We start from the raw sequence: 26,573 nt of genomic DNA on the forward strand, positions 1-26,573 counted from the left end.
GCGGGACTCACCCTTTACAGGGCGCAGCTCAAAAAATGCCAAGCCTTGTCATTGACATATGGATTGCTTCAATTGATGGGCACTCTGCTCCCAGGTCAGCCAAGGCATATTCACCGACAGTGGATGTTCACCCGTATTGAAAAGCACTAACCACTCTCTTATGGATTCCGCCAAAGCAGCTGGCGCGAGCCCTTCAAAATAAAACGCGTGGTCGCCCGCTACTTCGCGGAAGACAGGAATATCGCGCACAATCATCGGCAAGTGATGCTGTGCTGCTTCGATCAGCGGCAGCCCGAAACCCTCCCCTTCCGATGCGGCGATCAGGCAGGTAGAGGCGGCATATACCTTCTCGAGGTATTCATCACTGATCCCCTCAAGCCAAAAGAGTCGTTCGTTCAACGCCGGATGACGCTCAATCGATGTGATCACGGAATCGACCAGCCAACCCCGTTTCCCGACGATAACCAAATTCGCATCAAGACCGTCGGCCCACAACGCTTCAAAAGCTGCGATCGTCTGCGCATGTCCTTTGCGAGGCTCGATGGTACTGACCATCAAAAAGCTGGGACGTGCTTGCAGTTGGGCGAGAACATGTTGAGCATTCTTGGGAAATCCGACCGAAGGCATGCTGCTCGCAATATCTGCGCCCAAGTGGAAACTCTTTATTTGAGGTCCACCGTCACATCGCGCGGGGGCATTGGTTGCCATCCACGCTTTCATTTCTTGTGCAACCGCCTCAGAGATACAAATGAGCCCGGCTCCGACATCCGTAATCCGTTTCAGCCAATTGGTAAAGTAATCGGCGGTGGGTGCCGGCCACCAATCAGGTCTTTGCACCAAGAGCAAATCATAAACGATGAAGTTGACCTCAACCCCACCGGAGCGCATTTGCGAATGCAGTGGGTAGAGTTCATCGGCCAAATGCATCGTCAGGTCCAACGACAGATAAATATCGCCCTGAGTGAAGTCAATGGGAGCGTCAGCAGTACTGCTACTTTCCGGAAAGAACCGGGCCACGAACTCATTGGCATAAAAGTATTCGCCTGCATGGTAATAAATTGGCCGAACAACCAGACCTGCTGGCGGAGCATTCAAAAGCTCCTGCAACAGGCTGCGGACCACCCGCTGAATACCCGACTTCGCATCTGACTGAACGATACTGGAGACGTCCAGAAGCAACTGCTTTTCAGTCCCGCCCAATAAATTGAAAGCAATGCTTTTCGAAATCTGAACGAGCTGAATGTCGGTGGGCTGGCAATCTGGCAGGCGGGTCAGGTTCTCAAGCAAAGCTTGCCGGGAAAAATCATAAGGCGCGGCTGGGCTGTCAGCCTTCACCATACGCTCCATAGCCGTAATGGCGTTAAGCGCAGACTCATCCCAGGAAAACGTTCCTGATTGAGCTTCAGCGTGCTCTATCAACCTTTGTCTGAAGGATTCATCTTCCAGTACCTGGCTGATCTTATTGGATATCGAGGCGACCGACAGTGGATCGAAAAGCGCATCCGCCAGCCCAATGACCTCGGGGATGCTGCTGCAATTGGAGCCCACAACAGGCGCCCCGCACGCCATCGCTTCCAAGACAGGCAGGCCAAAACCTTCGTGAGTAGAGGGAAATACAAAGAGTGATGCCAGGGAATAGAGTGAGATAAGGTCCTCGTCCTCAACATACCCGGTCAAAACCAACTCATGAATTTCGAAACCGAATTTTTCTTTTAGACCCAACAACTCAATCCGCTGCTGCTCATGCAGCCGGCTGGCAATCACCAGTTGATAATGAGATCTGAGTTCAGGTTTCAGCCTGCTGTAAGCCTCAAGCAGGCGTGAAAAATTCTTCCTGGGATCAAAGCCGCCGGGGGCATACAAAACAAACTTTTCCTGCACGCCCATTCGCTGAAGAAACTTGGCGGCGGCGGCTTTGGAAAAGACCCGGGGATAAAAATGTTCACCAATAGCAGCGGAAATATTCGAGACACGTTCTTGCGGCACGCTCAAATGCTCGACCGCTTCATCACGGGAGGATCGAGAAATTGCCAAAAGAGCATCGGCGCGCTCCAACCAGGTAATTTTCCTGCCGTAATAGTCTCGGAGTGCCGGCGTCGGCAAGTACACTTCTTTATTTAGCAGCGGAATCAGGTCATACAGAACAACCGCTGTCTTGTAATTATTAACGGTGGCGCCTACGGACGTCACAGCGCCCGCACCCGGGTCCTCAAAGAGGCTAGTGATCAAGACCACGTCGGGCTCAAGGGAGCCGATAAACTCTTCCCTGACGATCTCCGATGCGCTCAGTACCCACGGAGAACTTAAGTCATCAGGTACGTCGAATATGCGGATTCGCTCTTTGGGGATCAGTGTCGAAAAAGCATTCCGAATATCCAGAATACTCTCCGGCATCCTGCCATTCAGAACGATCCATACCTCGTGGTCGCCCGCATTTTTAGCGATGGCCAATGCCAAAGAGAGCGAGTAACGGCCAATGCCACGAAACCGGCTTTCCGACTGAGCACCTTGAAGATCAATGACTATCCGCATCAGTGGTTACCCTTGCGCTCTATTGCTTCCTTCAATTCGGAATAAACACTGGACACCCGCGGGCTCAGCTTATTTACGTCTACGTCTGTCGATGCTTCAGCCGACGCAGGCACAGCGGCTGCCTGGTCCTGTCGACCAGCCACAAGCCCGCGATGCACAGCGAACCGCTTCAAATGCCCCCAGACGCGCGGATAGTTCTTGATTGTTTCGTTCAACCGCCGATGCAGAGAAGGACGTCGCAAGACGAAACGCAATACCTTCAGCAACACTGAGCGTGCCATGAATCTAATCACGCGAAAGGGCAGCTTGATCAACCAAGTCCCGGCTTTCATGCATAGACGTAGCGGTGAAGTAATCCTCCACGACGTACTGTTGAGCAATGCAGCCGCATGTTCTTCGTGGGCCACCGCTTTCAACCACCAGTTGTGGGTATCAGTCATGGCCGCATTCAGGCGATGGCTGAGTTCTTTTATCTGCGCTTCAAGTTGGCCCATACGCTGGTGGTTAACCTGGCGCTCCGCAACCAGGCGACGATTATGCTCTTCAGAGAGCAAAAGCTGTTCACTCAGCGACTCTATCTGCCCCCCCAAATACTTGGGATGACCTTCGAGATACTCCACTTGTGCGTGAGCCCCCACCGCATCTGCACGCAGTGAATTACGCTCCACTTCCAATGTGCCAGCGCGCACCTCGAGACCTTGGAGTTGCTTTTCAAGTGCTATTCGACGCTGTTGTTCAATTTCAAACTGCAATGCAACCTGTTGGTGCCCTTTATAGAGCTCCAGCAGTTCATTGGTCGCTTGCCGGGCTTGATCACGCAGCACATCATTCAATGCTTCGGCCGAGACACGCTTGAGTTCAGCCTGAGTTGCGCGATTTATACTTTCTCTCAATGCCGCTTCAGTTTCGTAGCTACGACGCTCGGCCGACTGAATTCGAAATCCTGCCTCTTGCAGCTGAAGCCGCTGTTGTTCGGCCACGGCTTCACTGTATATCGCACGACGCTCAAACCCGCTCATCCCCCCCTGGGCATCCAAAGCGATATCGGCCACCTGCTCCAAGCGATTTCGCACTTTTTCAAGTTGCGCTTCCATTTCGTAACTATTCCCTAGCAGTTTTCCATCCAAGTTTTTTATGTAGCCACTGTGCTGATCAAGCGCTTCCTCGATCGCCTGCATCCAAAGATCTTCTGTCTTCTCGGCACTGCCGTCATTGGGTGATTCGTCTAGATTGTCGAGATGCTCAAGCATCAGACGAAAGCTCCACTGATGCACCGGTACGGCCCACAATCCAGTCGCCCAACTACGGAAAGGCTGTGGCAGATTAAAGGGGGCTATCGTTATTTGCCTGATCGGTGAGGGGTCGACAACGTGCCCTGTCGCCAACTCATGGACAAACACCATAAACGACAAATAAATATTGTTGGGCCAAACGCAGTCTTTGAAATCTTGCGATATGGCACCGTAGTCGATAACTCGCGCGCCGACATCCGGCGCCACTATCACGTTCCACGCTCGAAAATCACTGTGGTAAAGACCAAAGGCTTCCAGCGTGGCAAGTTGCTCCAAAACTTCCCGAAGCACCTTTTTTCGATCCAAGGAAGCATCATTCAATACATCCAGCAGTAGATCGCCGTGAAACCTCTGCATAACGACCCAACCTTCGCTTTCACTCTCTGAAAGGGCAATCAACTCGGCAACAGGGTAGTTCGGCGGTGCTCCGGTCAAAAATAATTTTTCGCGATGAAACTCAATACGATTGTGGTCTGCACGCCCGCCCACAAATCGGTAAAACTTAATGACCGCCTGTGCCCCGAAAAAATAGCGACGCGTTCCCTCGTGGGTATTCTTCGCCAACGCATGGGAATCGCTGCGCCACGCATCAAACGCTCCCGCTTTGTCGTCGACAGTCCAATAACCGTTACTGGCGAAATACAGAGGACGTTGCACGCTCGTTAGATGTGTCTGACAACGAGCCATCTCGCGGACAAAATGAACCGACTCCAACAACTCCCTTGGGTCTTCAGGCTGAGAGGCCGCCCAGTAAAGATCGCCCTCTCGTAACGCGATTTCCAGAACCAGTGCACCCGTCATCTCGGCAGCACGCTGAAAAAGCCGCTTCACCTCATCGATCCCACGCTCGTGAATCACGTGATGAAAAACACTCAGCCCCAAAATCAAGTCGTATTGGCCAGGCTCCAAACGATCGATAACATCCTCGACCCGGCCTACTTCAAAGGTCGCATCCAGTTGAGGATGTTCTTGAGAAAGTGCGGTACAAACTGCGACGTTTTTATCCAGGAAATCGACCCCTCGAACCGCCGCGCCGCGACTGGCAAGGCTAAGGCTGAAATAGCCTTGGGCACAGCCCAGGTCCAGGACTCTCAGAGGGCGGCCGAGATGTGCCTGCAGAGCGTCGTAGATGCGCGCAATAACATCCAGCCGATCAGCGCACGGACGTGAAACATGATCCGAAAGATCGGAGCGGCCAAAGATCGGCTGATAAACCTCTGGCAACTCGGCTACCAATTGCTCAATCATGGGTTGCAACCTCAACGCCTGAAGACTCCAGGTACTCGACATTGAACGTTGCCCCCATATCGGAAATACCCCAGAACTGAACAGATCTGCTAATTTTCAACATCACCGAATCATATCGTCGATCCAACGGTACCAAGTCGCCCGACAAAGGGTCGCCCGACGAAACACCAAATGACACCAGAAAATCTCCCGCATTTAAATTGAGCGGAAGCGAAAACTTAAACATGCGGACATCACCTGCTCGTACTGAAACAACAGCCTGACCACGGCTAGAAACAAATGAGTTGGTTCCATATAAAAATACGCCGTCAATGGTCTTGATCAGAAAGCCAGGCACGATACTTTCGAAGTCCGCATCAAACTTGACTTTGAAGTAAAAGTCCGCATTTGAATTACTTTCGATGCGTGATGGAAAACGTTCACCGTCCACAATCACTAAATAATCCAGAATGGCGGCGCCGCCATGCCCCCAGCGATATTCAGATGGGTTATACCCACCCCGCGTAGCGAAAACATCATTGCTAGTCAAGAAATCTTCTTGAACAAGGCCGGGGCTGGAAACTTCGGTCTGATGCCCCACTCCTTTTTTCTTGCCAAACAGCTCGTCCAAATAACGGTTAGTCACATCTCGCGAGGGACCGTCCAGTTCGACATGCCCGTTCTTAAGCAGGATAGCCCTCTCGCAATGTCGCACAATGTCATCAGCACTGTGCGAGACAAGAATCAGTGTCATCCCTTCATCGCGGTACTGCTTGATACGTTTGAAGCACTTGGCTTGAAAGTAACTGTCACCAACAGAAAGTGCTTCATCGACGATTAGAAGATCGGGCTTGAACGCTGTCGCCACTGCAAAGGCAACACGCATTTGCATACCACTTGAGTAAGTTCTCACGGGCTCTTCAAAATACTCGCCAATTTCAGCAAAGGCCTCGATATCCGGCATTGCCTGCGCGATCTCGGCGGCGCTGAAGCCCATCAGGCCAGCCGAGTGGAATACGTTCTGACGCCCGCTCAGTTCCGGCGTGAACCCCATCCCCAACTCAAGGATGGCTGCAATACGGCCATTGATCTGGACACTGCCTTCGCTAGGCTGCAGCGTACCGGTGATCATTTTCAACAATGTTGATTTTCCTGCCCCATTCTGGCCAACGATACCAATCGACTCTCCAGGATGAATCGTGAAGTTGACACCTTTTATCACCCAATGTTCTTCACTGGGTTTTATCGGCAAGCCAAGCCAACGACCGATACGCTGGAACTCCGAGGCATAAACCCGGTAAGCCTTACCCAGATTGCTGACGCTCAAAAGGCTCATAGTACATCCACCATTTCTGGCGCTGCGCGCCTGAACATCATCAAGCCCAACAGCATAAGTGCAATTGCGATAACCGCAGGGACAATGAGTCCATCGAGATTTGGCATTCGCGAATGCACCAACGCGTCATGATAGGCGGTGACAATCGGGTACATCGGGTTGTATTGCATCAACCCCTTGAAGCTTTCGGGAATGATATTGTCGGGGTAGACGATCGGCGTAAACCAGAACCAGGCTTGCAGGACGATCGGCACCACTTGGCCTGTATCCCGGACGAAGACATTGAGGACCCCAAGCACAAGGCCGATACCTACCGCCAGTGCAGTGACGACCAATGTCAGCGGCACAATCCAGAAAACGTGCATCGTCAGAGACTGGCCCAGCAGCGCGAAAACCAATAACAATGCGACAAACAGGAGCCCGTAGTTGAGCAGACAAGACCCCACCGCAATCACTGGTAAGGTAATACGTGGGAAACGCATTTTCTTCATCAGGTTTCCCTGATCGATAAATAGGGTCAAGCAGCGCCCGATGATTTCAGAGAACAGGCTCCAGGCTAAAACCCCCGCCATCAGGTAAAGCGCGTAGGCATATTTGTTATCAATACCCGGCAACTTCGCCGCCAGCACGTTGGATAAAACCAGCGCATAAATTGCTACCTGCGCCAGCGGGTTAATGATCATCCAAAGCCCACCCAAACGACTCCGGGCAAAACGGGCAACGAACTCATTACGAATGGATGACCAGACGAAACCCCGGTACTCCCAAAGGCTTCTAAACAACCCCAACATCGCTGACTCCTGAAAAAAGCCAGGCAGATGCCTGACTTACTGCACACTAAACTGCGGCCTGGACCTTCACGCACCGACCAGCAAACAAGCAAAAAGCGGGCTCTCAGCGCCTACCCGTAAAGGCGCGCTACTTTACCCTCCCGCCCTGCCGTAGATGTCTTCGAATCGAACGATGTCGTTTTCCCCCAGGTAGTCGCCACTCTGCACCTCGATCAACACCAGATCGATGACCCCTGGATTCTCCAGACGATGTGTATGACCTGCGGGAATGAACGTTGATTCATTGGTATTCAACAAAAACTCGCGGTCGTTGTTAACCACGCGCGCCATACCACTCACCACAATCCAGTGTTCGCTACGATGATGGTGCATTTGCAGCGACAACGACCCTTGTGGCTTGACGACAATCCGCTTGATCTTGAAACGCAACCCCTCTTCCAACGTGGTGTAAGCGCCCCAAGGGCGACGCACGGTGGTGTGGTCCAGGTGTGACTGATGACCATTTTTCTTCAATTGCGCCGTGATCGCCTTGATATCCTGCGCATGATCCTTATGCGCGACCAACAGGGCATCCGGCGTATCGACAATAATCAGATCCTCAACACCCACCAAAGCCGCCAAACGACGTGGGCTGCGTACGTAGTTGTTGATGGCATGGTGAAAAATCGCTTCACCCTCGACACGGTTACCTTGTTCATCTGCCTCTGACAACTCGCTCATGGCATTCCACGAGCCGATATCGCTCCAACCGATGTCACACGGCACCGTCGCAACTTTGCTGGAGCGTTCCATGAGTGCGAAGTCGATAGAAATATCCGGCACTTTGGCGAAGCTTTCGGGGTCGAGGTGTAGGCTGCGGTGGCTGCTACCCGTCATCGTGCCCGAGCCAGCCAGGCACAGGTCTACGGCGCTGGCGACGTCCGGTGCGCACAGTGCCATCTCTTCGATCAAGGAGCCGGCGCGGAAGCAGAACATGCCTGAGTTCCAGAAGTACTCGCCCGACGCCAAATAACCCTGGGCCGTTTCGAGGTCCGGCTTCTCGACGAAGCGTTTGACCTTGAAGCCGTCACTCAGTGGGCTGTCGTTATCTTTCTGGATATAGCCGTAACCCGTTTCAGGGTATTCGGGCTTCACGCCGAAAGTCACCAGCCAGCCGTCTTTGGCCAACTCGCATGCACTTGAAACCGCAGCGCAGAATGACACTTGATTATCGATCAAGTGATCAGCCGGCAATATCAACATGATGGCATCTTGCCCATGAGTACGCGCAACTTCCTGGGCAGCCAGTGCAACAGCCGCTGCAGTATTACGACCAAAGGGTTCCAGCACAAAACCCAAATTGTTGAACTCGGGCGCCTGGGCACCGTATTCATCAAGTGTCTTGAAGTAGAGATCGCGATTAGTGATCGTCAATACTTCACTCACAGCGTCCAATGCCAACGCCCGAGCGTATGTTTTGCGGATCAGATTACCGCCGTCAGGTAGCTCGATAAACGGCTTGGGATGCGCTGAACGTGAAACCGGCCAGAGACGGCTGCCCGAACCGCCACAGATAATGACTGGAACAAGTATCACTTTGTACTCCTTTACGCATTGCCACTAGATTTCCGCCTCAGCCCTCGCCCCCTCGAAGCTGCCTGCTCGGAAAAAGTGACTAGAGACTTTCAGCTAAAAAAGTCAAATCGCCAAAGGCGTTTTGGGGGAGGAATAGTGTTTTTTTCTTACAGAATAACCTGTGCATTCTTTATCAAATGGTCATTTATGTCTAGGAAAAGGCAGAACATTCCCATTGACGTGATCATTCTTTTTCTCTGGCTAAATGGCGCTCCAAGTAGAACTTGTCACTTTCCTTGGTGAATTTTCCTACACCCCACCCATCTACTCCTAGAATGTTCGACTTTATTGATCTATAGCCCAAGCAGGTGCTGTCGCTTTTCCGGGCAAGCCCCCGGCGAAGTACCCTGCGCAAAATCCCTCTCAATAATCCCCCGCAGCTGCCGATACCCTGTCAAAGCCTTGCGGATTGAATAACCATGCGTAATAACCAACCCGTTACCCAGCGCGAACGGACCTTCCCCGCTCAGCAACGGTTGATCTCCACCACAGATGCCAAAGGCGTGATCACCTACTGCAACGACGCTTTCGTCGAAATCAGTGGGTTCTCCCGCGACGAACTGGTACGTGCCCCGCACAACCTGGTGCGTCATCCGGATGTTCCGGCGGCGGTGTTCGCGCACATGTGGTCCACGCTCAAACAAGGCTTGCCATGGATGGGCATCGTCAAGAATCGCTGCAAGACCGGGGATCACTATTGGGTTAACGCCTATGTGACGCCGGTCTTCGAAAGCAACCAGGTGGTCGGCTACGAATCGGTGCGCATCAAGCCCACCGCCGAACAGATCCGACGGGCCGAAGCGCTCTACCAGCGCATCAACCAGGGCAAGTCGGCGATTCCTCAGCGGGACAAGTGGCTACCGGTGTTGCAGGATTGGCTGCCGTTTATCCTGGTGAGCCAGTTGAGCTTCATGATCGGCGCCACCCTCACCTCCCAATGGGGCTTTGCCTTGGCGGCAGGGCTGTCGGTGCCATTGGGCCTACTGGGCCTGAGCTGGCAACAGCGTGGCCTCAAGCGCCTGCTGCGCCTGGCCGAGCAGACCACCTCCGACCCGTTGATCGCACAGATGTACACCGACAGCCGTGGCGCCCAGGCGCGCCTGGAAATGTCGATTCTCAGCCAGGAGGCACGTCTGAAGACCTGCCTTACGCGTTTGCAGGATACGGCCGAGCACCTCAACGACCAGGCGGCGCAGTCCAACACCCTGGCGCATAACAGCTCCAGCGGCCTGGAACGCCAGCGCGTCGAGACCGAGCAAGTGGCGACCGCCGTCAACCAGATGGCGGCGACTACCCAGGAAGTCGCCAGCCATGTCCAGCGCACTGCCGATGCCACCCAAGAAGCCAATCGCCTGACCGGTCGCGGTCGCGATATCGCCGGGGAAACCCGTGAGGCGATTCAGCGCTTGTCCGTTGCAGTGGGTGAGACAGGTGTGACCGTGACCCAACTGGCCAAGGACAGTGATGAGATCGGCGGCGTCGTCGACGTGATCAAAGGCATTGCCGACCAGACCAACCTGCTGGCGCTCAACGCCGCCATCGAAGCGGCGCGTGCCGGTGAGATGGGCCGCGGTTTTGCGGTGGTCGCCGACGAAGTCCGTCAACTGGCGCAGCGCACCGCTGAGTCGACCGGGCAGATTCATGCTTTGATTGCCAAACTGCAGCAAACCGCCACCGCCGCCGTGCAAACCATGGACGCCGGGCATCGCCAGGCCGAAGAAGGCGTGGCGCGGGTGATGGAAGCGGATCAGGCGCTGGTGGGGATCAGTGAGGCGGTGGCGCACATCACCGACATGACCACGCAGATCGCGGCCGCGACCGAAGAACAGAGCTCGGTGGCCGAGGAGATCAGTCGCAACATCAGCACCATTGCGTTGCTGGCGGATCAGACGTCGGAGCAGGCGCTGAATTCGGCGCAACTGAGCGAAGAGCTGACCCATACCGCAAATACCCAGTATTCGCTGGTGGAGCGCTTTAACCGATAAATCGCTTTCGCGAGCAAGCCCGCTCCCACATTCGACCGTATTCCAAAGGATGTACACGGTTAAATGTAGGACCGGGCTTGCTCGCGAAGAGGCCCTAACAGCCGCTGAGAAATTCCGCCACTTTCACCGCCGCAGCCTCCAAATGCTGCTCATGGCTGAACCCCGACGCCTTCAACGGCTTCAAGTCATGATCCCCCGCCACCAGCCACATCACCTCGATGCTCGGCGACAAGTCATACCCCTCTACCGCCACTCGATTGCCCAGCGCATCCCGCTCGCCCTGCACAATCAAGGTCGGCGTCTTCAACCCGGCCAAATGCTCAGTCCGTGGTTTCTCCGGTTTGCCCACCGCATAGAACGGATAGCCCAGGCACACCAACCCATCCGCGCCCACTTCATCCGCCAGCAAACTGGCCATGCGCCCGCCCATGGACTTGCCGCCAATGGCCAGTTTCCCAGCGACATGACGTCGCACCTCGGCAACCACCTCACGCCAGCATTCCAGGAGCTTCGGGGCCGGATTGGGCGGGCGTTTACCGCCGTCCACCCGGCGCTGCGCCATGTAGGGAAACTCAAAGCGCAACACGTTCACGCCATGCCCGGCAAGGCGTGCAGCCATGTCGCTCATGAAGGATGAGTCCATCGGCGCACCGGCGCCGTGGGCCAGGATCAGCGTCACAGGTTCACGTCCGGCAACGTTCGCCGCGACATCCCATAACCAGCCGCGTTCGCGCACACACTGCGCCCATTGATCCCCGTCAATACTGGCCTTGTGCTCTTTGCCCATGCTTGCCTCGCTTTTTAGTCTGCCTATAACTCCAGCCCAAGTGCCGCATCTGCTTGGGTTGAACCGTGGATGGGGAACCATGAACACTACTTTAAGTACCGCCTATAACTACAAGGTGGTCCGCCAATTCGCCATTATGACGGTGGTGTGGGGCATCGTCGGCATGGGGCTCGGGGTTTTTCTCGCGGCCCAATTGGTCTGGCCTGCACTCAATTTCGATTTGCCGTGGACCAGTTTCGGGAGACTGCGCCCGTTACACACCAACGCGGTGATCTTCGCCTTCGGCGGCTGCGCGCTGTTCGCCAGCTCCTTTTACTCGGTGCAACGCACCTGCCAAACCCAACTGTTCGCGCCGAAAATCGCCGCGTTCTGCTTCTGGGGCTGGCAGTTGGTCATTCTCTTGGCCGCGATCACCTTGCCGCTGGGCTACACCAGCTCCAAGGAATATGCGGAGCTGGAATGGCCGATCGACATCCTGATCACCATCGTGTGGGTGGCCTATGCCATCGTGTTCTTTGGCACGGTGATGAAGCGCAACACCAAGCACATCTACGTCGGCAACTGGTTCTTCGGTGCGTTCATCATCACCGTGGCGATCCTGCATATCGTCAACAACCTGGAAATCCCGGTCAGCCTGACCAAGTCCTACTCCCTCTACGGCGGTGCGACGGATGCCATGGTGCAGTGGTGGTATGGGCATAACGCGGTAGGCTTTTTCCTCACCGCCGGTTTCCTGGGCATGATGTACTACTTCGTGCCCAAGCAGGCCGAGCGTCCGGTGTATTCCTATCGCTTGTCCATCGTGCACTTCTGGGCGCTGATCACCCTGTACATCTGGGCCGGTCCTCACCACTTGCACTACACCGCGCTGCCGGACTGGGCACAGTCCCTCGGTATGGTGATGTCGCTGGTGCTGCTGGCACCGAGCTGGGGCGGCATGATCAACGGCATGATGACCTTGTCGGGCGCCTGGCATAAGTTGCGCAGTGACCCGATCCTGCGCTTCCTCGTAGTCTCCCTGGCGTTCTATGGCATGTCGACCTTCGAAGGCCCGATGATGGCAATCAAGACCGTCAACTCGCTTTCACACTACACCGACTGGACCATCGGCCACGTCCATGCCGGCGCCCTCGGTTGGGTGGCGATGATCTCCATCGGTGCGCTGTACCACATGATCCCGAAAGTCTTCGGTCGCGAGCAGATGTACAGCCTCGGCCTGATCAACGCGCACTTTTGGCTGGCCACCATCGGCACCGTGCTCTACATCGCTTCGATGTGGGTCAACGGCATCGCCCAAGGCCTGATGTGGCGTGCGATCAACGAAGACGGCACCCTCACCTACTCCTTCGTCGAAACCCTGGTGGCCAGCCACCCAGGTTTCATTGTGCGACTGGTGGGTGGTGCGGTGTTCCTCAGCGGCATGCTCCTGATGGCTTACAACACGTGGCGCACCGTGCGTTCGGCGCAGCCTGTCGAAGCCGCCACCACTGTGCAGTTGGCCTGAGGAGTCTGTGATGAAACACGAAACGATTGAAAAGAACGTCGGCTTGCTGATGCTGCTCATGGTGCTCGCCGTGAGTATCGGCGGTCTGACCCAGATCGTCCCGCTGTTCTTCCAGGACGTGACCAACAAGCCGGTCGAAGGCATGAAGCCCTACACCGCGCTGCAACTGGAAGGCCGTGACATCTACATCCGCGAAGGCTGCGTACAGTGCCATTCGCAGATGATCCGCCCGTTCCGCGCCGAGACCGAACGCTACGGCCACTATTCGGTAGCGGGCGAAAGCGTGTGGGACCACCCGTTCCTGTGGGGTTCCAAGCGCACTGGCCCGGACCTGGCGCGCGTCGGCGCACGTTACTCGGACGACTGGCACCGCGCGCACTTGTACAACCCGCGCAACGTAGTGCCCGAGTCGAAAATGCCGGCCTACCCGTGGCTGGTCACCGCCGCCGTCGACAGCAGCCACACCGAGACCAAGTTGAACGTGATGCGCACTCTCGGCGTGCCGTACACCGACGACGATATCAGTGGCGCCGTGGCCAGCCTCAAGGGCAAGACCGAGATGGACGCGCTGGTGTCGTACCTGCAAGTGCTCGGCACTGCCATCAAGAGCAAGAGGTGAGCCATGGGATTTGAATTCGATGCAGGCACCCTCCGCGGCCTCGGTACGCTGGTGGTCGCCATCGCGTTTATCGGCCTGTCGCTGTGGGTGTTCAACAACCGGCGCAATGCGGAATTCGAGCAGGCGCGCCTGCTGCCGTTCGCCGATGAGCCTTCTCCATCCGACGCTCAAGAAGAGCCTGCAATAAGGAGCACTCGGTCATGACCCTGTTCTGGAGTACATGGATCTGCGTACTGACCCTCGGCAGCCTGATCGGCCTGACCTGGCTTTTGGTGGGCACCCGCAAGGGCGAGACCAAGGGCAGCGTCGACCAGACCATGGGCCACGCCTTCGACGGTATCGAGGAATATGACAACCCGCTGCCTCAGTGGTGGTTCATGCTGTTCGCTGGCACCCTGGTGTTTGCGGTCGGCTACCTGATCCTCTATCCGGGCCTGGGCAACTGGAAAGGCGTGTTGCCGGGCTATGAAGATGGCTGGACCCAGACCAAGGAATGGGACAAGGAAATGGCCAAGGCCGACGCCAGGTTCGGGCCGATCTTCGCCAAATTCTCGGCCATGCCGGTGGAAGAAGTGGCCAAGGACCCGCAAGCGCTGAAAATGGGCGGTCGCCTGTTCGCCTCCAACTGCGCGGTGTGCCACGGCTCGGATGCCAAGGGCGCGTTTGGCTTCCCAAACCTGGCGGACAACATCTGGCGCTGGGGCGGTTCGGCTGAAGCGATCAAGACCACCATCCTGAACGGCCGCCACGCAGCGATGCCGGCCTGGGGTGACATGCTCGGTGATGAAGGGGTTAAAAATGTCGCCGCTTTTGTGCGTCACGACCTGGCCAAGCTGCCTCTGCCGGCCGACAACGCCGCCGACCTGGCCGCCGGCAAAGCGGCGTTCAACACCACCTGTGTCGCCTGCCACGGTCCGGAAGGCCATGGTATGGAAGCCATGGGCGCGCCAGACCTGACCAAGCCGGCCGGCTACATCTATGGCACCAGCCTCGCGCAGTTGCAGCAGACCATTCGCCACGGCCGCCAAGGCCAGATGCCGGCGCAGGAAGTGCTGCAAGGCAATGACAAGGTGCATCTGTTGGCCGCTTACGTTTACAGCCTGTCTCATCAATAGCAGCAGGTGAGCTGCAAGTTTTAAGCTGCAAGCTTCAAGCCTCAAGCTGCAAGTGAAGAGCTCCCAACTCTGATCTTGCAGCCGCTTTTTCTTGTGACTTGCAACTGGCCGCTTGCAACTGCCGTCCTGCGGCCCTTCGTCACACCCTTCCAAGGCACAACTTTCCCCTCCTCACTTTCGGGTCTACGCTTGTTCCCACAGCGGACCAATTCTGGCGTACGCGACGGCCTTCGTTGCGAGCCCAAAATTTTCCTGTCCACTCGATCAGCTTTCGATTTCTGATTTTGTCCCTACGCAAAACATGGAAAGGGCGCAGAATCTGGCGTGGAACGCATTGATACAGGTCAGCCATTGCGTTGCAATGGTCCCTCGCTTTCTACATACTTGCGGCCGATTTTACCTATAAAAAAACCTAAACCGTGGAACCTTAGAATGAGCACAGCAATCAGTCCGACTGCTTATAACTATAAGGTAGTCCGCCAGTTCGCCATCATGACGGTGGTCTGGGGGATCCTTGGCATGGGGCTCGGGGTGTTCATCGCCTCGCAACTGGTTTGGCCGGAATTGAATTTCGGTTTGCCATGGACGACCTTTGGCCGCCTGCGCCCGCTGCACACCAACCTGGTGATCTTCGCCTTCGGCGGATGTGCATTGTTTGCCACCTCCTACTATGTCGTGCAGCGAACCTGCCAGACGCGACTGATCTCCGACAGCCTTGCGGCCTTCACCTTCTGGGGATGGCAGGCGGTCATCGTGAGTGCCATCGTCACCCTGCCGCTGGGCTACACCACCACCAAGGAATATGCCGAGCTGGAATGGCCGATCGCCATTTTGCTCGCCATCGTGTGGGTGACCTATGCCGTGGTGTTCTTCGGCACCATCGTCAAGCGCAAGACCAAGCACATCTACGTGGGCAACTGGTTCTACGGCGCGTTCATCCTGGTGACGGCGATGCTGCACATCGTCAACCACGCCTCGTTGCCGGTGAGCCTGTTCAAGTCCTACTCGGCCTACGCCGGGGCCACGGATGCGATGATCCAGTGGTGGTACGGCCACAATGCCGTGGGTTTCTTCCTGACCACCGGTTTCCTGGGGATGATGTACTACTTCGTGCCGAAACAGGCCGAACGTCCTATCTACTCGTATCGCTTGTCCATCGTGCACTTCTGGGCGCTGATCACCCTGTACATCTGGGCCGGTCCGCACCACTTGCACTACACCGCGCTGCCGGATTGGGCGCAGTCGCTGGGCATGGCGATGTCGATCATCCTGCTGGCGCCGAGCTGGGGTGGCATGATCAACGGCATGATGACCCTGTCGGGCGCCTGGCATAAATTGCGCACCGACCCGATCCTGCGCTTTTTGGTGGTATCGCTGGCGTTCTACGGGATGTCGACCTTCGAAGGGCCGATGATGGCGATCAAGACCGTCAACTCGCTGTCCCACTACACCGACTGGACCATCGGCCACGTACACGCCGGCGCCCTCGGCTGGGTAGCGATGATCTCCATTGGCGCGATCTACCACATGATCCCCCGACTGTTTGGCCGCGTGCAGATGCACAGCGTCGCGCTGATCAACACGCACTTCTGGCTGGCCACGATCGGCACCGTGCTCTACATCGCCTCGATGTGGGTCAACGGCATCACCCAGGGTCTGATGTGGCGTGCGATCAACGATGACGGCACCCTCACCTACTCCTTCGTCGAAGCGCTGCAAGCCAGTCACCCGGGCTACATAGTCCGCGCCCTGGGCGGTGCGTTCTTTGCCGCCGGCATGCTGTTCATGGCCTACAACGTCTGGCGCACCGTGCGTGCCTCCGACCCTGCAGAAGCCGAAGCCGCCGCCAAGATCGCCGTTGTGGGAGCGCACTGATGAAGCATGAAGTAGTCGAGAAGAATATCGGCCTGCTGGCCTTCTTCATGGTCATCGCCGTGAGTATCGGCGGCCTGACCCAGATCGTTCCGCTGTTTTTCCAGGACGTGACCAACAAGCCGGTCGAGGGCATGAAGCCACGCACCGCCCTTGAACTGGAAGGTCGCGACGTCTACATCGCCAACGGTTGTGTCGGCTGCCACTCGCAGATGATTCGTCCGTTCCGCGCCGAAACCGAACGCTACGGCCACTACTCGGTCGCTGGCGAAAGCGTGTGGGATCACCCGTTCCTGTGGGGTTCCAAGCGCACCGGCCCGGACCTGGCCCGTGTCGGCGGACGTTACTCCGATGACTGGCAGCGTGCGCACCTGTACAACCCGCGCAACGTCGTGCCTGAGTCGAAGATGCCGGCGTATCCGTTCCTCGTGGAAAACAAGCTCGACGGCAAGGACACCGCGAAGAAGATGGAAGTCTTGCGCACCCTGGGCGTGCCCTACACCGACGAAGACATCGCCGGTGCAGCCGCAGCCGTGAAGGGCAAGACCGAAATGGACGCATTGGTGGCCTACCTGCAAGGCCTGGGCACCCTCATCAAAAGCAAACGGTGATTCTTCATGGATATCGGGATGATTCGTGGCCTGGGCACCGTGGTGGTGATGGTGGCCTTTATCGGCCTGGCGTTGTGGGTGTTCAGCCCCAAGCGCAAGTCGGAGTTTGACGACGCGACCTTGCTGCCCTTTGCGGATGATCCCGAAGCCATCAAGCACGTCGAGCAAGCTTCTAGGAGTAACAAAGAATGACTACGTTCTGGAGTCTGTATGTCACAGTCCTCAGTCTGGGTACCATCTTCGCCCTGACCTGGCTGCTGCTGTCGACCCGCAAGGGCCAGCGCGCCGAGCAAACCGACGAGACCGTCGGCCACTCGTTCGACGGCATCGAGGAGTACGACAACCCGCTGCCAAAGTGGTGGTTCATGTTGTTCGTCGGCACCATCATCTTCGCCCTCGGCTACCTGGCGCTGTACCCCGGCCTGGGCAACTGGAAAGGCTTGCTACCGGGCTACAACTACCTCGACACCGACAAGCAAACCCCATTTGCCAACGGCCAGACCGGCTGGACCGGCGTGCACGAATGGGAAAAGGAAATGGCCAGGTCGGACGCCAAGTTCGGGCCGATCTTCGCCAAATTCGCGTCGATGCCGATTGAAGAAGTGGCCCAGGACCCGCAAGCCTTGAAGATGGGCGGCCGCCTGTTTGCCTCCAACTGCTCGGTGTGCCACGGTTCCGACGCCAAGGGCGCCTATGGTTTCCCCAACCTGACCGACGCCGACTGGCGCTGGGGTGGCGAGCCGGCCACCATCAAGGAAACCATCATGAAAGGCCGCCATGCGGTAATGCCGGCCTGGCTGGATATCCTGAAAGAACAAGGCGTCAGCGATGTGGCTGCGTTCGTGGTCACCAACCTCGACGGCCGCAAGCTGCCAGAGGGCGTGAAAGCCGATGTGGCCAACGGCGAGAAACTTTTCGCCGCCAACTGCGTGGCCTGCCACGGTCCGGCCGGTAAAGGCACGCCCGCCATGGGCGCTCCCGACCTGACCCACCCGGGTGCCTTCATCTACGGTTCAAGCTTCGCCCAACTGCAACAGACCATCCGTTGGGGTCGTCAGGGCCAGATGCCTGCGCAGGAGCAACTGCAAGGCAATGACAAGGTGCACTTACTGGCGGCGTATGTGTACAGCTTGTCCCATGGGGAGAAGAAAACCGAACAGCAGTAACCCTCGAAATATCAAGCCCCGTACGGTGACACCGCACGGGGCTTGACTCTACCGCCACTTGGCGTATTGGCAGGGAAATGCCTCAGGCCACGTTACAAGGGTACGACTCCCGGATCAAAGTATTCAAGATCCCGGCGCCCAAAGGGAGGCCTGTTCTGCTCGACTGGTTGCTCTCGCTTCGCTTGCCTTTGCTCTACAATGGAGTCTTGAATACTTTGCTCACTTACCTTGTTATCCGACTTATTATCCCCGGCATCCAGTTGATCAAATAAATCACGGTTTACCAGCTCATATGCGAACTGCCGCACTTCTGGTGGAAGACGCTTATCATTAATCATTTCTTCCAGATGTCTCAGCGTGACGAAGCCCGGATTTTTAGGATCCTCATACACTTTGAAGTCGCTGGCTAGTTGTTTAGATATCCGCAAATCGCTCCAAGCGGAGTATTGCGTGTGAGCCGTTTTTGATTCTTCAAGAGACGGCGGGAAATCAGGTAGAGCACTCGGAAACAGCTGTGGAACAATCAAAGAATTATGAACGGTCATAGCAACACCCTAGTAAGTAACCACCTTGACAGCAGTGGCCACTAATATGTGACAAATAGACACTATCAGTTCCATTGGCAATGATATTAAATCTCTCACGTAATACGACAAACTATTTCAGGCCATCAAACTCCACATCTTCAAACAGGGCCGAGGATCAATAAGTGTAATCCGACAGAATCAATACGAGAAACCGGGCACAAGTGAGTATAACCCTGCATACTCCAGCACCTCGAACACAGACAACTAAAAAGTGGGTGCTGGACTCTCTAATTGGCGAGATAAAGGAGAAGGTTAAAATCGTTATCAGCTATGAGAGCCAGTCTGAACTGAACGCCTCACCGTGTCGGCCCACAGTTATAGTGACGAATGGGGTTTGCTTGTTGTTGCCGACGGCGAAGATCATGGTCTCGATGAAAAGCATGAACCACCCTTTGGGTGACGGGTCGTCGTAGTCCTCGGGCCCGCAACGCCAAAAACCGTCCATACTCATTTATGTCAATTGATCCAGATCACGTACACCATCAATTGATTTCCCCCAACGCGACCAAAGGTCGCACCCTTTGCGCACCATCGGGGGCGTATCATTAGGCCACTGCAACACCCCTAATTTGACCCCGGTTGGCACGTACTGGCCGAGGCAAATCTCCACCGCCGTGGGATGCAATGATGAGCGACCAAATACCGGTACATGACGTTACCCCGCCTGCCAAAACCGTTGACCTCTATGCCTCGCGAGAGAAGATCTACACCCGAGCCTTCACCGGCCTGTTCCGCAATCTGCGCATGCTCGGCGGTGCCGGCCTGTTCCTGCTCTACTTCGGCACGGTGTGGCTGAATTGGGGTGGCCATCAGGCCGTGTGGTGGAACCTGCCGGAGCGTAAATTCTTTATTTTTGGTGCGACCTTCTGGCCCCAGGACTTCATCCTGCTCTCGGGGATTCTGATTGTTGCGGCGTTTGGCCTGTTCTTTATCACCGTGTACGCCGGCCGTGTGTGGTGTGGTTATACCTGCCCACAAAGCGTGTGGACCTGGATCTTCATGTGGTGCGAGAAGATCACCGAAGGCGACCGCAACCAGCGCATCAAGCTCGACAAAGCACCGATGGGCGCCAACAAGTTCCTGCGCAAACTCAGCAAGCACACCCTATGGCTGCTGATCGGTTTTGTCACCGGCATGACCTTTGTCGGCTACTTCTCGCCGATCCGCGAACTGGTGTTCGACTTCTTCACCGGGCAGGCTGATGGCTGGTCGTATTTCTGGGTCGGTTTCTTCACCCTCGCCACCTACGGCAACGCCGGCTGGCTGCGCGAACAGGTGTGCATCTACATGTGCCCTTACGCGCGCTTCCAGAGCGTGATGTTCGACAAGGACACCCTGATCGTTTCCTACGACCCGCGCCGTGGCGAACTGCGTGGTCCGCGCAAAAAAGGTGTCGACTACAAGGCCCAGGGGCTGGGGGATTGCATCGATTGCACGATGTGCGTGCAGGTGTGCCCGACCGGTATCGACATCCGCGACGGCCTGCAGATCGAGTGCATCGGCTGCGCCGCGTGTATCGACGCCTGCGACAACATCATGGATAAGATGGAGTACCCCCGCGGCCTGATCAGCTACACCACGGAACACAACCTGTCCGGGCAGAAAACCCACAAGCTGCGCCCGCGCCTGATTGGCTACGCGCTGGTGTTGCTGGCGATGATCAGCCTGTTGGTGGCAGCGTTCTTCATGCGCTCGCTGGTGGGTTTTGACGTAAGCAAGGACCGTGTGCTGTATCGCGAAAACGCCGAAGGACGCATCGAAAACGTCTACAGCCTGAAGATCATGAACAAGGATCAGCGCGACCACACTTACGTGCTCGACGCCGCAGGCCTGCCGGATCTCAAGCTGCAAGGTCGCCGCGAAATCAAGGTGGCCGCCGGTGATATCGTCAGCATGCCGGTGGAGCTGTCGAGCGCGCCGGAACAATTGCCGTCGAGCACCAACGAGGTGAAATTCATCCTCACCGATGCCGATGACGCCAGCGTCCATATTGAAGCCAAGAGCCGATTCATCGGCCCGCAAGTTCGTTAATCAAGAGAGCCGAACAATGTCCGTAGCGACTGCCGCAAGCCCCTGGTACAAGCACCTCTGGCCCTGGATCATCATCGGGATCCTGGCCTGCTCGGTGACCTTGACCCTGTCCATGGTGACCATCGCGGTGAACAACCCGGACAACCTGGTCAACGACAACTACTACGAGGCCGGCAAGGGCATCAACCGCTCCCTGGACCGCGAACTGCTGGCACAGACCCTGCAACTGCGCGCCAAGGTGCACCTGGATGAGCTGACCGGTGAAGTCGAAGTGAACCTCACCGGCAACAGCAACCCGACTACCCTGGAATTGAACTTGGTTTCTCCGACCCAGCCGGAGAAGGATCGCAAGATCAACCTGGCTCGCAGTGACAGCGAACCTGGCCGCTACATCGGCCAGGTCACCGACAAGGTCGAAGGTCGTCGCTTCGTCGAATTGCTCGGCGTGGAAGGCGAACGTACCTGGCGCATGTTCGAAGAAGAACAGGTCAGCCACGACAAGGACCTACTGCTGGGCGATGAACCGTTGCAGGGTGCCGAAGACCTGAAAAAATAGCAGCCTGCGCTTCGCATTCCCACAGGAGACCGCGATCCCATGTGGGAGCGGGCTTGCTCGCGAAGAGGCCCTACCAGCCACCAAAGATTTCGAACCATGACCAGCCCCCCACCCTGCTACCACTGCGCCCTGCCCGTCCCCTCCGGCAGCCGCTTCACCGCAGTGATCCTCGGCGAACGCCGCGAACTCTGTTGCCCAGGCTGCCAGGCAGTGGCCGAAGCGATTGTGGCCGGCGGCCTGGAAAGCTACTACCAGCACCGTAGCGAAGCCTCGGCCAACCCTGAAGCGTTGCCGGTGCAACTGGTGGATGAACTGGCGCTGTACGACCGCGCCGATGTGCAAAAACCCTTTGTGCGCCACGAAGGCGAACTCGCCGAAGCCACGCTATTGATGGAAGGCATCAGTTGCGCGGCCTGCGGCTGGCTGATCGAAAAACACTTGCGCAGCCTGCCCGCCGTGGCCGAGGCACGGCTGAATCTGTCCAACCATCGATTGCAGGTGCGTTGGGCCGACGGCCAACTGCCGCTGAGCCAACTGCTCGGCGAGTTGCGCCACATCGGCTACGCCGCCCACCCCTATCAGCCGGACCGCGCCGCCGAGCAACTGGCCAGCGAGAATCGCCTGGCCCTGCGCCAACTGGGCGTGGCCGGACTGCTGTGGTTCCAGGCGATGATGGCGACCATGGCCACCTGGCCGGAGTTCAATATCGACCTGAGCCCGGAGCTGCACGTGATCCTGCGCTGGGTGGCGATGTTTCTCACCACACCCATTGTGTTCTACAGCTGCGCGCCGTTTTTCAAGGGGGCCATGCGCGACTTGCGTACGCGCCACCTGACCATGGATGTCTCGGTGTCATTGGCCATTGGGGGGGCGTATCTGGCGGGGATCTGGACCGCGATAACCGGGGTGGGTGAGTTGTACTTCGATGCTGTGGGCATGTTTGCGCTGTTCCTGCTGGCCGGTCGCTACCTGGAGCGCCGTGCCCGGGAACGGACGGCGGCCGCCACTGCGCAGTTGGTCAACCTGCTGCCCGCCTCTTGCCTGCGGCTCAAGGCGGATGGCCAGAGCGAACGCATCCTGCTCTCCGAACTGGCGCTGGGAGATCGTGTGTTAGTGCATCCGGGCGCCGTGCTGCCGGCGGATGGCGTGATCCTCGAGGGGCAATCGAGCGTTGATGAGTCCCTGCTCACCGGCGAGTACCTGCCGCAACCCCGTCAGACCGGCGACGCGGTCACCGCAGGCACCCTCAACGTCGAGGGCGCGCTGACTGTCGAAGTGCGCGCCTTGGGCCATGAAACGCGCCTCTCCGCCATCGTGCGCCTGCTGGAGCGGGCCCAGGCCGAGAAACCGCGCCTGGCGCAGATCGCAGACCGCGCGGCGCAGTGGTTCCTGTTGTGTTCGCTGATTGCCGCCGCGCTGATCGGCCTGTTGTGGTGGCAGCTGGACGCGTCCCGGGCGTTCTGGATTGTGCTGGCGATGCTGGTGGCGACCTGCCCGTGCGCGTTGTCACTGGCCACACCCACTGCCCTTACCGCCGCCACCGGCACCTTGCACAAACTCGGCCTGTTGGTGACGCGCGGGCATGTGCTGGAAGGGTTGAACCAGATCGACACGGTGATTTTCGACAAGACCGGCACCCTGACCGAGGGACGCCTGGCACTGCGGTCCATCCGGCCGTTGGGTCCCCTGAGTACCGACCTGTGCCTGAGCCTCGCCGCCGCCCTGGAAAACCGCTCCGAACACCCGATTGCTCGCGCCTTTGGACGAGCGCCGTTGGCTGCCGATGAAGTCATCAGTTCGCCAGGACTGGGCCTTGAAGGGCGCGTCGGCGAGCGCGTATTGCGCATTGGCCAGCCGGGCTTTGTCTGCGAACTCAGTGGTTGCCCGATGCCTGCTGCGCCGGAGATTTGCGGCCAATGGCTGCTGCTCGGTGACCGCGAAGGCGCGTTGGCCTGGTTCGTCCTTGATGACCGTCTGCGCAGCGACGCGCCGGCCCTGCTCGCCGCCTGCAAAGCACGCGGCTGGCGCACGCTGCTGCTGTCCGGGGACAGTTCGCCGATGGTCGCCGGCGTCGCCGCCGAATTGGGGATTGACGAAGCCCACGGCGGCCTGCGCCCCGATGACAAGCTGCACGTGCTGCAACAGTTGCACAAGGAAGGCCGCAAGGTGCTGATGCTCGGCGACGGGGTCAACGATGTGCCGGTGCTTGCGGCCGCCGACATCAGCGTGGCCATGGGCACTGCCACCGACCTGGCCAAGACCAGCGCCGATGCCGTGCTGCTGTCCAATCGCCTGGAAGCCCTGGTGCACGCCTTTACCCTGGCGCGGCGCACCCGCCGGGTAATCATCGAAAACCTGCTATGGGCCGGGCTGTACAATGGCTTTATGCTGCCGTTTGCCGCCTTGGGTTGGATCACCCCGATCTGGGCGGCGGTCGGCATGTCCCTCAGTTCGTTGACCGTGGTGCTCAATGCCCTGCGCCTGACTCGCCTGCCGAGCGCGCCAGCGGCCCGAGCCCCCTCAGTAACCCGTCCGCTGCCGGTGTGAGCCGCCCGGGCATGGAGTGCAGATGCCAGCTTTATACGTGATGATTCCGGCGGCGCTCCTGTTAGTGGGCGTGGCCATCTATATCTTCTTCTGGGCGGTGGACAGCGGTCAGTACGACGACCTCGACGGCCCGGCCCACAGCGTGCTGTTCGACGACCAGGACCCGAACCACCTGGCTGGCGTCGAAGAGGCCAACCACCCCGAACAACCGCCCAAAGACCCGCCCCATGCTTGAACTGGCGCCACTGCTGGTCTCCGCGCTGATCCTTGGCCTGCTGGGCGGCGGCCATTGTCTGGGCATGTGCGGCGGTCTGATGGGCGCGCTGACCCTGGCAATCCCCAAGGAACAGCGCGGCCGCAGGTTTCGACTGCTGCTGGCCTACAATCTGGGGCGCATCTTCAGCTATACCGCTGCCGGGGTGTTGATCGGCCTGGCCGGTTGGGCGGTGGCGAACAGTCCGGCGGCAATGTTCATGCGCGTACTGGCCGGGCTGTTGTTGATCTGCATGGGCCTGTACCTGGCCGGTTGGTGGAGCGGCCTCACCCGTATCGAAAGCCTCGGGCGCGGCTTGTGGCGCTACATACAACCCGTCGCCAACCGTTTGCTGCCGGTGTCCAGCGTGCCGCGTGCATTGCTGCTGGGCGCGCTGTGGGGCTGGTTGCCGTGCGGATTGGTCTACAGCACTTTGCTTTGGGCGGCGAGCCAGGGCAATGCGCTGGACAGCGGGTTGCTGATGCTGGCGTTCGGGCTGGGGACCTGGCCTGTGTTGCTGGCGACAGGGTTGGCCGCTGAACGCGTCACGGCGCTTTTACGTAAACGCAGTATTCGGATGGCCGGAGGTTTGCTGGTGATTCTATTCGGCATCTGGACATTGCCAGGCCCACATCAACATTGGCTAATGGGCCATTGAATCACCATGTGGCATAGCGCCGCTCCCCGTTGATGCAAATCAAGATGCCATCCCCACCACGCCCCTAGACTCGGCCCACTAGCCTATCCGGGGGAACGCCCGCATGCTCGACGCCATTCGTTGGGACACTGATCTGATTCACCGCTACGACCTCGCGGGACCGCGCTACACGTCCTACCCCACGGCCGTACAATTCGACAGCCAGGTCGGCACCTTCGACCTGCTCCACGCCCTGCGCGACAGCCGCAAAACCTTGCGCCCCTTGTCGCTGTATGTGCATGTGCCGTTCTGCGCGAACATTTGCTACTACTGCGCCTGTAACAAAGTCATCACCAAGGACCGTGGCCGCGCCCAGGCTTATCTGCAACGCCTGGAGCAAGAGATCCAACTGGTGGCCTGCCACCTCGACCCTAAACAGCCGGTGGAACAACTGCACTTCGGCGGTGGCACCCCGACTTTTCTCAGCCACGACGAACTGCGCCAGGTCATGGGCTGTCTGCGCCGGCACTTCAACTTTCTGGATGACGACTCGGGCGATTACGGTATCGAAATTGACCCCCGTGAAGCGGACTGGGCGACCATGGGCCTGCTGCGTGAACTCGGCTTCAACCGCGTGAGTATCGGCCTGCAAGACCTCGACCCCGAGGTGCAACGGGCGGTCAATCGCCTGCAGAGCCTGGAAGAAACCCGCGCGGTGATCGATGCGGCGCGCACCCTGCAATTTCGCTCGATCAATATCGACCTTATCTACGGCCTGCCCAAGCAAACGCCGATCAACTTCGCGCGCACCGTGGAAGAAGTGATCAGGCTGCAACCCGATCGCTTGTCGGTATTCAATTATGCGCACCTGCCGGAGCGTTTCATGCCGCAGCGGCGCATCAACACCGACGAACTGCCCTCCCCGGCGTCAAAACTATTGATGCTGCAAACCACCATCGAACAGCTGACCCAAGCCGGCTACCGCTATATCGGCATGGACCATTTTGCTCTGCCCGACGACGAATTGGCCGTGGCCCAGGAAGAAGGCACGCTGCAACGCAACTTCCAGGGCTACACGACCCACGGCCATTGCGATTTGATCGGGCTTGGGGTGTCGGCGATCAGCCAGATCGGCGACCTGTATTGCCAGAACAGCAGCGATCTCAACGGCTACCAGAACACGTTGGCTGGCGCGCAACTCGCCACCAGCCGCGGCCTGGTCTGCACCACGGACGATCAGTTACGGCGGGAGGTTATCCAGCAGTTGATCTGCAATTTCAGCCTGGCATTCGAGACGATCGAACAGGCGTTCAACATTGATTTTCTTGGGTATTTTGAAGACATCTGGCCGCAACTGGAGGCCTTGGCCGTAGACGGCCTGATCAAGCTGGAGGCCCAGGGCATCCATGTATTGCCGGCCGGGCGACTGCTAGTGAGGTCAGTGTGCATGGTGTTCGATGCCTATCTGGAGCACCAGAACAGGCAACGTTTCTCCAAGGTTATCTAGTCGA

22 protein-coding genes are annotated in these 26,573 nt (G+C 57.8%); 15 read left to right on the top strand and 7 right to left on the bottom strand.

The window, feature by feature from the left end; all coding sequences use genetic code 11:
• Window positions 1-48: 48 nt before the first annotated feature.
• The 5 genes from LVW35_RS21055 to LVW35_RS21075 form a co-directional block, all read right to left on the bottom strand.
• Entirely contained in the window at window positions 49-2,532 is a 2,484-nt protein-coding gene (locus LVW35_RS21055; protein ID WP_233891880.1) for a glycosyltransferase family 4 protein, read from the bottom strand.
• On the bottom strand, window positions 2,532-5,072 hold the full coding sequence (locus LVW35_RS21060) for a methyltransferase domain-containing protein (protein ID WP_233891881.1): 2,541 nt from the start codon (window positions 5,070-5,072) through the stop codon (window positions 2,532-2,534). The genes LVW35_RS21055 and LVW35_RS21060 overlap by 1 nt, the downstream gene beginning before the upstream one ends.
• Window positions 5,065-6,387 carry an ABC transporter ATP-binding protein gene (locus LVW35_RS21065; protein ID WP_233891882.1) on the bottom strand — a complete coding sequence of 441 codons (1,323 nt, stop codon included), beginning with the start codon at window positions 6,385-6,387 and terminating at the stop codon, window positions 5,065-5,067. Before LVW35_RS21065 ends, LVW35_RS21060 begins: the two co-directional genes overlap by 8 nt.
• Window positions 6,384-7,178 carry an ABC transporter permease gene (locus LVW35_RS21070; protein WP_233891883.1) on the bottom strand — a complete coding sequence of 265 codons (795 nt, stop codon included), beginning with the start codon at window positions 7,176-7,178 and terminating at the stop codon, window positions 6,384-6,386. Before LVW35_RS21070 ends, LVW35_RS21065 begins: the two co-directional genes overlap by 4 nt.
• Before the next feature lie 132 nt (window positions 7,179-7,310).
• Window positions 7,311-8,753: a mannose-1-phosphate guanylyltransferase/mannose-6-phosphate isomerase gene (locus LVW35_RS21075; protein ID WP_233891884.1), complete on the bottom strand. Its 1,443-nt coding sequence runs from the start codon at window positions 8,751-8,753 to the stop codon at window positions 7,311-7,313.
• Between the two features lie 458 nt (window positions 8,754-9,211).
• Here LVW35_RS21075 and LVW35_RS21080 point away from each other — a divergent pair, with 458 nt between their 5' ends.
• Window positions 9,212-10,777 (top strand): methyl-accepting chemotaxis protein, encoded by a 1,566-nt coding sequence (locus tag LVW35_RS21080; protein ID WP_233891885.1) that lies wholly within the window; start codon window positions 9,212-9,214, stop codon window positions 10,775-10,777.
• Between the two features lie 94 nt (window positions 10,778-10,871).
• Here LVW35_RS21080 and LVW35_RS21085 read toward each other — a convergent pair whose 3' ends face one another.
• On the bottom strand, window positions 10,872-11,564 hold the full coding sequence (locus LVW35_RS21085; protein ID WP_233891886.1) for an alpha/beta family hydrolase: 693 nt from the start codon (window positions 11,562-11,564) through the stop codon (window positions 10,872-10,874).
• Between the two features lie 79 nt (window positions 11,565-11,643).
• On the opposite strand from LVW35_RS21085, the gene ccoN (LVW35_RS21090) reads away from it, so the two are divergent.
• The 8 genes from ccoN (LVW35_RS21090) to ccoP (LVW35_RS21125) all read left to right on the top strand — a co-directional run bounded on the left by ccoN (LVW35_RS21090) (window position 11,644) and on the right by ccoP (LVW35_RS21125) (window position 18,451).
• Entirely contained in the window at window positions 11,644-13,068 is a 1,425-nt protein-coding gene (gene ccoN / locus LVW35_RS21090; protein ID WP_233891887.1) for a cytochrome-c oxidase, cbb3-type subunit I, read from the top strand.
• 10 nt (window positions 13,069-13,078) lie between these two features.
• Window positions 13,079-13,687, top strand: coding sequence for a cytochrome-c oxidase, cbb3-type subunit II (gene ccoO, locus LVW35_RS21095; protein ID WP_065873836.1), 609 nt, complete (start codon window positions 13,079-13,081; stop codon window positions 13,685-13,687).
• Window positions 13,688-13,690: 3 nt separating this feature from the next.
• Window positions 13,691-13,891 (top strand): cbb3-type cytochrome oxidase subunit 3, encoded by a 201-nt coding sequence (locus LVW35_RS21100; RefSeq protein WP_233891888.1) that lies wholly within the window; start codon window positions 13,691-13,693, stop codon window positions 13,889-13,891.
• Complete coding sequence (ccoP, locus tag LVW35_RS21105) at window positions 13,888-14,802, top strand: cytochrome-c oxidase, cbb3-type subunit III (RefSeq protein WP_233891889.1); 915 nt, start codon at window positions 13,888-13,890, stop codon at window positions 14,800-14,802. The genes LVW35_RS21100 and ccoP (LVW35_RS21105) overlap by 4 nt, the downstream gene beginning before the upstream one ends.
• A 432-nt stretch (window positions 14,803-15,234) precedes the next feature.
• On the top strand, window positions 15,235-16,677 hold the full coding sequence (gene ccoN / locus LVW35_RS21110; RefSeq protein WP_233891890.1) for a cytochrome-c oxidase, cbb3-type subunit I: 1,443 nt from the start codon (window positions 15,235-15,237) through the stop codon (window positions 16,675-16,677).
• Entirely contained in the window at window positions 16,677-17,285 is a 609-nt protein-coding gene (gene ccoO / locus LVW35_RS21115) for a cytochrome-c oxidase, cbb3-type subunit II (RefSeq protein WP_025854274.1), read from the top strand. Before ccoN (LVW35_RS21110) ends, ccoO (LVW35_RS21115) begins: the two co-directional genes overlap by 1 nt.
• Before the next feature lie 6 nt (window positions 17,286-17,291).
• Window positions 17,292-17,477 (top strand): CcoQ/FixQ family Cbb3-type cytochrome c oxidase assembly chaperone, encoded by a 186-nt coding sequence (locus tag LVW35_RS21120; protein WP_003183474.1) that lies wholly within the window; start codon window positions 17,292-17,294, stop codon window positions 17,475-17,477.
• Window positions 17,474-18,451, top strand: a complete 978-nt coding sequence (gene ccoP, locus LVW35_RS21125; RefSeq protein ID WP_233891891.1) for a cytochrome-c oxidase, cbb3-type subunit III — start codon at window positions 17,474-17,476, stop codon at window positions 18,449-18,451. The genes LVW35_RS21120 and ccoP (LVW35_RS21125) overlap by 4 nt, the downstream gene beginning before the upstream one ends.
• Before the next feature lie 92 nt (window positions 18,452-18,543).
• On the opposite strand, the gene LVW35_RS21130 is transcribed toward ccoP (LVW35_RS21125), so the two are convergent.
• Window positions 18,544-18,996, bottom strand: coding sequence for a hypothetical protein (locus tag LVW35_RS21130; RefSeq protein WP_233891892.1), 453 nt, complete (start codon window positions 18,994-18,996; stop codon window positions 18,544-18,546).
• A gap of 669 nt (window positions 18,997-19,665) precedes the next feature.
• Here LVW35_RS21130 and ccoG point away from each other — a divergent pair.
• The 6 genes from ccoG to hemN all read left to right on the top strand — a co-directional run bounded on the left by ccoG (window position 19,666) and on the right by hemN (window position 26,569).
• Window positions 19,666-21,069 (top strand): cytochrome c oxidase accessory protein CcoG, encoded by a 1,404-nt coding sequence (gene ccoG / locus LVW35_RS21135; RefSeq protein WP_233891893.1) that lies wholly within the window; start codon window positions 19,666-19,668, stop codon window positions 21,067-21,069.
• A 16-nt stretch (window positions 21,070-21,085) separates the two neighbouring features.
• Window positions 21,086-21,625 carry a FixH family protein gene (locus LVW35_RS21140; RefSeq protein ID WP_233891894.1) on the top strand — a complete coding sequence of 180 codons (540 nt, stop codon included), beginning with the start codon at window positions 21,086-21,088 and terminating at the stop codon, window positions 21,623-21,625.
• Window positions 21,626-21,721: 96 nt separating this feature from the next.
• Window positions 21,722-24,172, top strand: a complete 2,451-nt coding sequence (locus LVW35_RS21145; RefSeq protein WP_233891895.1) for a heavy metal translocating P-type ATPase — start codon at window positions 21,722-21,724, stop codon at window positions 24,170-24,172.
• A 22-nt stretch (window positions 24,173-24,194) separates the two neighbouring features.
• Window positions 24,195-24,407: a cbb3-type cytochrome oxidase assembly protein CcoS gene (gene ccoS, locus LVW35_RS21150; protein WP_010208549.1), complete on the top strand. Its 213-nt coding sequence runs from the start codon at window positions 24,195-24,197 to the stop codon at window positions 24,405-24,407.
• The gene (locus LVW35_RS21155; protein WP_233891896.1) at window positions 24,400-25,083 is read left to right on the top strand and encodes a sulfite exporter TauE/SafE family protein; all 684 of its coding nucleotides are present in this window, start codon (window positions 24,400-24,402) and stop codon (window positions 25,081-25,083) included. Before ccoS ends, LVW35_RS21155 begins: the two co-directional genes overlap by 8 nt.
• 103 nt (window positions 25,084-25,186) lie before the next feature.
• A complete protein-coding gene (gene hemN, locus LVW35_RS21160; RefSeq protein WP_233891897.1) occupies window positions 25,187-26,569 on the top strand; it encodes an oxygen-independent coproporphyrinogen III oxidase in 1,383 nt (460 codons plus the stop codon).
• Window positions 26,570-26,573 lie beyond the last annotated feature (4 nt).

This window comes from Pseudomonas sp. HN11, from assembly GCF_021390155.1.
Taxonomy (GTDB): Bacteria; Pseudomonadota; Gammaproteobacteria; order Pseudomonadales; family Pseudomonadaceae; genus Aquipseudomonas.